Source organism: Simkaniaceae bacterium, assembly GCA_021734805.1.
Lineage (GTDB): Bacteria > Chlamydiota > Chlamydiia > Chlamydiales > JACRBE01 > Amphritriteisimkania.
The window spans coordinates 1-8,784 of the sequence record JAIPIG010000050.1; the positions used below are offsets into that span (position 1 = coordinate 1).

At 42.9% G+C, this 8,784-nt stretch carries 5 protein-coding genes and 2 tRNA genes; 1 reads left to right on the top strand and 6 read right to left on the bottom strand.

Going from position 1 to position 8,784, the window contains the following annotated elements; translation table 11 throughout:
- Positions 1-190 precede the first annotated feature (190 nt).
- A complete protein-coding gene (locus K9M07_07785; GenBank protein MCF7853121.1) occupies positions 191-958 on the top strand; it encodes a glycosyltransferase family 2 protein in 768 nt (255 codons plus the stop codon).
- 412 nt (positions 959-1,370) lie between these two features.
- Here K9M07_07785 and K9M07_07790 read toward each other — a convergent pair whose 3' ends face one another.
- The 6 genes from K9M07_07790 to K9M07_07815 form a co-directional block, all read right to left on the bottom strand.
- Positions 1,371-5,798 carry a hypothetical protein gene (locus K9M07_07790; GenBank protein ID MCF7853122.1) on the bottom strand — a complete coding sequence of 1,476 codons (4,428 nt, stop codon included), beginning with the start codon at positions 5,796-5,798 and terminating at the stop codon, positions 1,371-1,373.
- Between the two features lie 173 nt (positions 5,799-5,971).
- Positions 5,972-7,537, bottom strand: a complete 1,566-nt coding sequence (locus K9M07_07795; protein MCF7853123.1) for an ankyrin repeat domain-containing protein — start codon at positions 7,535-7,537, stop codon at positions 5,972-5,974.
- 256 nt (positions 7,538-7,793) lie between these two features.
- Positions 7,794-7,867 (bottom strand) — tRNA-Met (locus tag K9M07_07800).
- A 43-nt stretch (positions 7,868-7,910) separates the two neighbouring features.
- A tRNA-Met gene (locus tag K9M07_07805) sits at positions 7,911-7,983 on the bottom strand.
- 54 nt (positions 7,984-8,037) lie between these two features.
- Entirely contained in the window at positions 8,038-8,532 is a 495-nt protein-coding gene (locus tag K9M07_07810; GenBank protein ID MCF7853124.1) for a 2'-5' RNA ligase family protein, read from the bottom strand.
- A 79-nt stretch (positions 8,533-8,611) separates the two neighbouring features.
- The coding region (locus tag K9M07_07815) for a transposase (GenBank protein ID MCF7853125.1) at positions 8,612-8,784 on the bottom strand (173 nt) is incomplete at its 5' end.

The following is an 8,784-nucleotide window of genomic DNA, read 5'->3' on the forward strand; positions in this document are numbered from 1 at the left end:
TCGGTGAATCTGTGCAGTCTGTCACGTCATCTTCGTCCTTCCCGGGGCTCGTCTTGTCTATTTGACAATGTTCTCGCCCCGGGAAGACCAAATCTGACGCACCATCCTGCTCACCTTCACTCGAAATAGTGTGAGAAATCTGGGCTAGTATTTTAACCAACTTGTGGATTAAAATCATGCAATGATTGGAATGAACACACTTGCAAACATCACAGTTACTATTCTCACAAAAAATGCGGCAGAGACGCTCCAAAGCGCACTTGAGTCAGTCCGGGATTTTGATGAAGTGCTCATTCTCGACAACGGATCGACAGATCAGACGCTTGAGATCGCAGCCCGCTATCTTAATGTGACGATTCATCACTCCCCTTTTATCGGTTTTGGCCCACTCCACAATCTCGCAATACATCTTGCTCAAAATGACTGGATTTTTTCTCTTGACAGCGATGAGGTGATCTCAGAGGAACTAAGAGACAAATTATCCCATCTGACTCTAGACAAACACTCTCTCTATCGCGTTAATCGGAAAAATTTTTTCAACCACAAATGGATACGCGGAGCGGGATGGTATCCCGATGCCAAGGTGCGCCTCTTTCATAGAGAGACTACGCAGTTTACCCATGATCAGGTGCACGAAAAAGTGCTTGAAAATAGCCACCCTATTATCGATCTCAAAGCCGATATTCACCACTTTTCCTACCGATCAATTGCCGACTTCCTCGATAAAATGCAACACTACTCAAGCCTCTACGCTCTTGACCATCAACACACAAAAAAGAGCTCCTTTTCGAGGGCTCTTTTTGCAAGTCTATTCGCTTTTTTCAAATGCTACTTTCTCAAGCTCGGAATCCGAGACGGTAAAGAGGGATTCATCATCGCCCTCTACAACAGCCAAACGTCATTCTACAAATACCTCAAACTAGAAGAAGCCCACTCAAAAAGAAAAAAACGGCCGTAAATATGCAAATGCCGATTTATCGCTGACGGCGTAAAACCCCCGCCTTTAGGCGTGGGGATATAAGCCGCTTTTTTCCTAGCAGATTAATTAAAATATATTTAAACTAAAATAGTTTTTCAAAATTACCGTAGGGCATACGGAAAGGGTTTCGTAAAAACCCATAGCCTTGGAAACTGATTCCGATACAAAACGAAAGTAATCCTGTAATTTTGCAGGTTGTCGGCGGATTAAAGGAAACTCCTGATCGTGAGAAAAGGAATCCCCTGACTTTAGTCATGGGGAGGAAGTCAAGGGACGATGGTTTCATCCGCTGCGTTTCGTAAGCTTAAAGCCAGCGGATCAAACATAAAATTCTGTTTCATCCGCCAATATTCTGATGCCCAATCATTTCGGTATACTCTGTTATAATCAGCTATTCCCAAGATCGATCTCCCCATTTTTTAATCTGATTATATTCAGACTTAGGACCGGTTGGATAGTTCCCGGCTCCATATTTATCATTCATAAGCCTTTTGGCAAACTCTTTCCCACTTTCATAAGAAAACGGTTTGCTTCCTTTAGCCCAATGAGGAATATCTTTTGCTCCTTCTTTACCATTAAGTCCGACTTTAGGAACTTTATAAACAGGAGCTCCTTTATGTTCTTTCCAAGCTCTTGGAACCACGATCCCAATCTTTTGTTCTCGTATCTTTTCTGCTTTGAAAAAAGTATTGGAGTCAATGAGAGCAACACCGGCCTTATCGGCAGCCTCAACAATTTGCCTTTGAGCCGGCTGAGCGGCTCGATTGAGAACAACAACACCTGTTGCAGATGCGATTGGCAACGGCGTTGGTAGAGCGGTCCAAAAATGATGGGTTCCCAAAGCATTAGCTTGGGAAGCAGAAGGCCGGATTCCCTCAACAGCGGTCCGATCAAACACAAACGCAACTTCTCCGAAATTGGGCTCAAAGCGGGTTGAAATCCAGACACCCCAACCAAGTTTTGCCTGAGAGGGATAAATAGTTTTATCTTTTATGATAGAAAGGGCGTTTTGAACTGTTGTTGTATGAGCATAGGCAGTCTGTGACAACGAGGAGCCGATTTCCTGTTGACTTAGCCATTTCACGCCTGTGTGAGCAGGGTGCATTTGTATATAGGCGCGGCTTTTGTCATGAACAAATTTTCCCATCAACTCTTGAGGAGGCTTCCTTACTAACTGAGTTCTTGAGATCATTGTGAGTAACTGATCGGCTTTTGAAATCCACCGGGCTCCTTTTACGGCAGCAGTTCCGCTTGCAACTTCACAACCAAGACGCGATGACCAATAAACGATATGCCATTCAAACTCGCTTTTTGAAAGTGATGTCACCCGAGCACTCATATCCGAGAGGCGCTGAGCCGCGTTTTCCCAAAAGATTTTGGAAGTGGCCGTTGCATATATTTTAGGGACGGTATTCTTGACAAAACCTGAAAGCTGCTTAGTCCGCGTTGGGTAATCGGGTGCAAAAATCTCTTTCAATAGCGAATAGCTCATCTCAGGGAGACTTTTTATGAGCTGCATATTATTATCATAGCACGCTTCGACACCTGCCGAGATCGCAGATTGACTTTGGATGCCTGCTTCCGTAGGTGGTTCTACCTCTTCGGGCGCTTCTGAAAGTGGCTTTTTTTCAATAACATACGTATCTCTCACTTCGACTTCTTCATGGTTTGCTCTAAATTGACTCGTGAGATCCTCTGCGAGTTGAGTGGCGGCAATAAGGTAGTTTTTTCCCCTCCCATTCTTGAGTGAGGTAAAACCAATCATCCTCCCTTGATCACTCTGAGAGATTGATACTCCTTTAGAGAGCACTTCCTTCTCATAAGCAGGAGCTTGCTCATAATCATCAACTTGCCAATCAAAGTGTTTCACTTTTATTTGAGGAGGGATCCTTTCGCGCTCTTGGCCGACAGAGTGCGAAAAGGAGAGACCAACAGATGGTGTGGGTCCAATACCCATTGACACTCCAAAACGCGTTTGACTTGTCTTTTGCTCCAAATGAATCGCTTCCTCTTTTAAATGCCGAACATTTCCCCTGACTCGATCTGCAACAATTTCTACCCCGCCACCAATTCGAAGTGAGGCCACATTCAATGTGATCTCCGCTGCATGCAGAAAACCGGGCCCAAGGGTTTGGAAAGACTTTTTTTGAACTTGATAGTGAACTCCTACAGAAGCAGAAAATAAGGACATTGCAAGCATCTGCTGATAAATTTGATTGGCTTCATGCGCAAGGGCATGTGAAGAGAAAAGTGTGCCGGCCACATCATTACCCTTTGTGGTCACTGCCCTCCCGGCACTCGTCAATGGGAGTCCGACATGTACTCTTTTATCACTTGAGTCTAGAGAAACACTCACAGGTAATACGCCTACTGAAATACTCGCTCCCCAACCACTCTTTTTATACCGATGCTGTTCAATCTCCCGATCGAGCGACATCTTCTCTGCTGCAACAGCCAACCGATTCAGGGTAAACATAAAATTGGCAATGTGAAGACTTTTCGTTATGATATTCAGCTCATCTGCTGTGATGGTAAAAGGGAGCAGCCGCTCGGAATAACTTGATTGTTTTCCAAAAAGACTTGAGCGACTCGATATTGAAATTTCCTTACCTCCACGCCCCTTAACAGTTTGAGCTTCTATATTCACTTCCGCTACTACATGAATACGTGACGACTCAAACTGTACACTTCCATCCGGGGTAATAATATCTAGAGCTTGATTCCTCAGATTTGTTGGCCGCCGCCGCTCATGATAGTTTTTAACCGTTCCTCGCAACAAAGTTCTCTTTTTAGTGTAATAACCATGCACGGCATCCGGAAACTGCACATCAGCAGATCGACTTAAAAATAACGCATGTCCCAAACTGAAAATATCCGATCCTACATAGCGCTGTCTCCCCTCAGATATGACTAAAATAGAGACTTTTTTTTCTCTGTTAATAAGGGGAGCGCTCACCTTCTCAATCACAACGCTTGCACTATCCTTTGATACACGCACTTGAAGCCGCCCGGTCACACTTGGGATGAGCCTTTCATCATTAGCCGGTGTCATTGTCATCACAAGGGGTGAAGAAAGACACTCTGAATAGTTAAATAGCTCATCATCTGCCATGTGATCGGAAACAAAAAACATGCGAAGAAGAGTTGATATCTTATTGATTCCGGCAAGATCTTTTTCTTGCAGCGCTTTGCAATACTCTTTTTTGAACCCGGAATGTCTATTATGTGCTTCTTTAGGGTGATTAATTATCTCAAGGTCGAGGTTAAACTCTTTTTCCAGTTCCTCTTTTGAAACCCCTTCCCCGGCTTGATAAGTGCCTTCATCGAGACTTACTTCGCCCTGAACTGAAATAGCAATAGCTCCATGCCCTCTTAGAAGAGATCGATCCGGCATTTGAAATGAGCGACTTGCAATAATAAATACATAATGTGATAAGATTCTCTTACCGGGATCAACCTTGACATCGCCATCTTTTGCTTCCAGAAATAGCTTCCAACTTGCATAGATATGGGTTCGAACATGAATCGAGTGACATGATACGTGCAACCCATGAACAGCGAGGATGTTTACCCGTCCCGTTCGCGGCAACTCAAACCACTTATTCGGTTGTTTTTTTACAGTCTGTCGCCTTGGTAAAGGGATAGGCTCCTCAATGATACACGGACCGTCATAGTTATATACGCCCGACTTTGAGATGTGTAAAATGCCATCGCGCTCAGTCATTTGCTTTGGTCCAACATCCGCCTCAAACGCTTCAAATGGCCTACGGAGTAACTGCCTATAGGCTTCTTGATTCTCATAATCAAATGGTTTGTAATGAATGGATTTCCCCAGATAAAATAGAGATTCCGTACGTGAAGCTCCGTTGATTGCATCATCAAAGCCTTGATTAACTTCCATTAAACTATGCTTAATGTCCCAAAAAACCTGTCCCTCTTTTTGCAATTCCTGAAGGTAAGCTCCGGTATCTTGTTCGATCCCCTCTCCCGTCTTCAAAAAAATGATGTTTTTCCCAACAAGAGAGCTGCCCTCTTGAAGGCGCACTGCCCCTACGATTGACACAAACAGATTTTCTGCACTCACCATGATCGCATCAGTGACCAAAAGATCTCCTGATCTTGAAATCTGATTTTTATGTATATAGAGGGATAGAACCCCGTCTTCAAACATCCGAAGGGGAACGTCACACCTCGGATCGTCATTGCAAAGAGACCTTCCAAGGCCGGTTGAAATCAGTGTCACATTTGAAGTGGAGTAGAGATTATTATAGATTGTAATTCTTCCACATCGAACATATAAAGGTTTAGTTAACTTAATCGGTTCATGTACCTCTTCGGCACTTAAAAGCTCTAGATTCGGATCCTCTTTAAGGCTAGTGCTGGTATAAGGAAGGCGAATCGTGCAATCTGCCTCTTCATAATCATAGGTGCCGGCTTCAGTAATATCATAGACGGGCCAAGGCGTTTTAGAGCGATGCGCTTTAGGAATTTCACCCATATAAATTCCATCAGGCCCACCGGGCATTCTCTCATAATTAAATTCATGAGCGGTCCAGCGGGGAACATCTCGGAAAACGGAAGTCACATAGGCTTCCCATGTATCATCAGCATTTTGACCGTCAAACCCCTTTTCACCGTCAAACGGCATACCTTGATGATAAACTTTTTCAGCTTTTGCTTGTTGCCCCCCACCTACAAAAACCGCATAGGCTATAAACGCAACCCTCTTTAAGATCCCGAGATAAGGAAAGGGCCTATCCCCACTACAAAAAGAGGAAGAGCTAGCTGTATTAGCACCTAAATGAACTGAAGAACTCATATGACCTATATAATTTTTAGGCAGCTATTATATCAGAACAAAATGCTTTATCCTAAGATAATTCTCTTTCCATTCATTGGAGCAGCCCCAAGGGCTGCCAAGAACTCATATGCCATTTCTTGATTCGGGAGAGTCAAGCGACTTGGCGGATTGGAGCGCCTCAAAGGCACCGATTAATGATTAATATGACTACGAGTATCTGTTTCAGCATGATCAACAGATGCTTCTGCACTTGTAAGCTCTCTTACTATTTCAGCATGGCCATTCATAGCTGCAAATTTCAAAGGTGTACTGCCATAGCGGTCAGCCTGATCAACAGGTGCTCCTGCACTTATAAGATCTCTTACTATTTCAGCATGGCCTTTCATAGCTGCAAATTTCAAAGGTGTGTCTCCATAACCATCAGCCTGATCAACAGGTGCTCCTGCTCTTACAAACTCTCTTACTATTTCAGCATGGCCATTCATAGCTGCAAATTTCAAAGGTGTGTCTCCATAACCATCAGCCTGATCAACAGATGCTCCTGCTCTTACAAACTCTCTTACTATTTCAGCATGGCCATTCATAGCTGCAAATGTCAAAGGTGTACTGCCATAGCGGTCAGCCTGATCAACAGGTGCTCCTGCACTTATAAGCTCTCTTACTATTTCAACATAGCCATTCTTAGCTGCAAATTTCAAAGGTGTGTCTCCATAACCATCAGCCTGATCAACAGGTGCTCCTGCTCTTACAAACTCTCTTACTATTTCAACATGGCCATCTCTAGCAGCCCTCACTAAAAGAGCGCCACTATTGCTATTAATAGGTAGCTCTACAATCGCATCTCTTTCTACAGTATTTTTCCACTGTAAATCAGTACGGCCAAGTGCACCCACTGCGCAATCATGAATCGCCTTAATTTCTTTATAGGCTTCTACATCCATGATTTGAATTCTAGGTTTTGGCTCAATACGTTTCCAAGTCGCCGCAAGTACTGCATTGTCGTCAACCCCTTGTCGAACCCAAAACTCGATTTCATCAGCATGCTTTAAAAAAGTATCAGAAATTCTCTGCGGAAGAAGTTTCCCTTTTTCAACCTCATCTTCCTTTGTTGTTTGAATAAACGTTTCATCTCTTTTAAGATTAGATTTATATCTCACATCATCCGTTGCACTAAGGTGAATTAACCGAATATGATATCCTTGTTTTTTTAGGAAATTAAAAAAGAGATGGGTCTTATCTGATGTTGATGTCGTTCCATAGTAAAACCCAATACCCTCTCTAATTAAATTACCCAGAATCAAATGAGTAGCTGCATTTGACCCAGGCCTCCATTTATCATAAGCGGCTCTTCTAGCTTCTTTGGAATGATCTGATTCTTTAAGATCTCTGCGATAGGTTCTTCTTTGACTTTTCAAACAAACATCATCAGGACAAATGTATGCATAAGACACTCCATTGGCCTCAAGTTTTTCTCGATCTCTGTGTAAAAGCGTTGTCTTTCCGGCACCAGGAGCACCGGCTGTAATAATAGCAACCTTTTCATAAGAAGGTACGTCGTTAATAATACGATTATAGATACTTTGGATATCTCTTTCGAGATGAGCTGCTTCTTCTCTGGTATAAGACTCTTTATGATCAAAAGCTTTACCTGACAGAAACGCTTCTAGAAGTGATCTGGGAACAGAATATTGATAATCAGAATTATAAATACGGTCCATGCTACATATATCGACCGAACTTGTTGCATCAGACGCCATAATTTCCCCATAAAATTTAAAATTAAAGAGAAATAATAAGGATATAAGAAATTAAAGTAAAGTGAATAAAAACCATCTGGAAAATTACCGGCCGGTATAAAACGATTAGTGCTCATCACCAATATCTTGAGGATATTGGTGATGAGCACTATCGAAAATCTGAGAAGGTCAAGCTGCTACCTCCCTGCTTTAGCAGGAAGCTCATGCAGCCAACGATATGATAACTAAAGTTATAAAGGGAATTTTTTAAAGATTTTAGCGGCACTCGGATTCGAACCAAGGACACTCGGATTATGATTCCGATGCTCTAACCAACTGAGCTATGCCGCCAAAAAGAAGTCTGTTTACAATTACTCGTAAACAGACTTTGAATTAGCGGGAAAAGGATTCGAACCTCTGACCTTTGGGTTATGAGCCCAACGAGCTAACCACTGCTCCATCCCGCGATAAATTTCATTGCAAAGCTTAACAAATGCAATGAATTACTCACAACTTCTTTTTTATTTTTCTTGCATGACTGCAAGCATTTTCTTAAATTGCCCGTTTTGATCGCCAAGACCAAGAGCTAAAACAAATGGACCGTGCTCATTGGAAAGAGTCTCATCCGGCCATGATAAAAACTGCTTGGGCTTGTGTATGCGCGCGAGTGTTAAATGAGGACGGTACAGATCGTGGATATCATTTATCAACTCATATCCATTGGATTGAAAAAGCTCCACAGCAACCCGATGGATTTTCATCAATTCACTTGATCTTGCGACAGATAGCTCTGCCCAATAGACCCCTTGATGCTCACCTACACCTTTTACAAAGCTCACACCGGTTAACCGAATGGGACATGGTTGCAACGCGTATTTTTCAAGTTGATTCCATAGACTTAAAGCTTCCTCCTCATCTTTACTATCAAATTGACAAACTGTGATATGAGGCAGACTCTCTTCCGAGAGCAAATAGCCATCGCTCACAGGAGCAAATAGTTGTTGAGCGGCATGCATATATGTCAAAACGGCATGTTTAGAAGGAACTAAGGCTAAATTGACAGCTCCCCATGGCTAAAGCCAGGGGATTCCTAATTCACAGAGAACAGCTTTGCAACAAATTATTGTTACCGAGTCTTCCACTCTCTCCAAAGGCTAACCCCGCCAGCCCGACGGTTAAAATATTCTTAGCTGCGTTGATATCTCTATCGAGCGTTTTCTTACAAGAAGGACACTCCCAGATTCTATCACTTAAGCTTAATCCATTAT

What these genes read in the sequence shown, in the direction of transcription:
- K9M07_07795 (MCF7853123.1), bottom strand. Translation starts at nt 7,537, where the DNA reads ATGGCGTCTGATGCAACAAGTTCGGTCGATATATGTAGCATGGACCGT.
- K9M07_07790 (MCF7853122.1), bottom strand. Translation starts at nt 5,798, where the DNA reads ATGAGTTCTTCAGTTCATTTAGGTGCTAATACAGCTAGCTCTTCCTCT.
- K9M07_07810 (MCF7853124.1), bottom strand. Translation starts at nt 8,532, where the DNA reads ATGCATGCCGCTCAACAACTATTTGCTCCTGTGAGCGATGGCTATTTG.
- K9M07_07785 (MCF7853121.1), top strand. Translation starts at nt 191, where the DNA reads ATGAACACACTTGCAAACATCACAGTTACTATTCTCACAAAAAATGCG.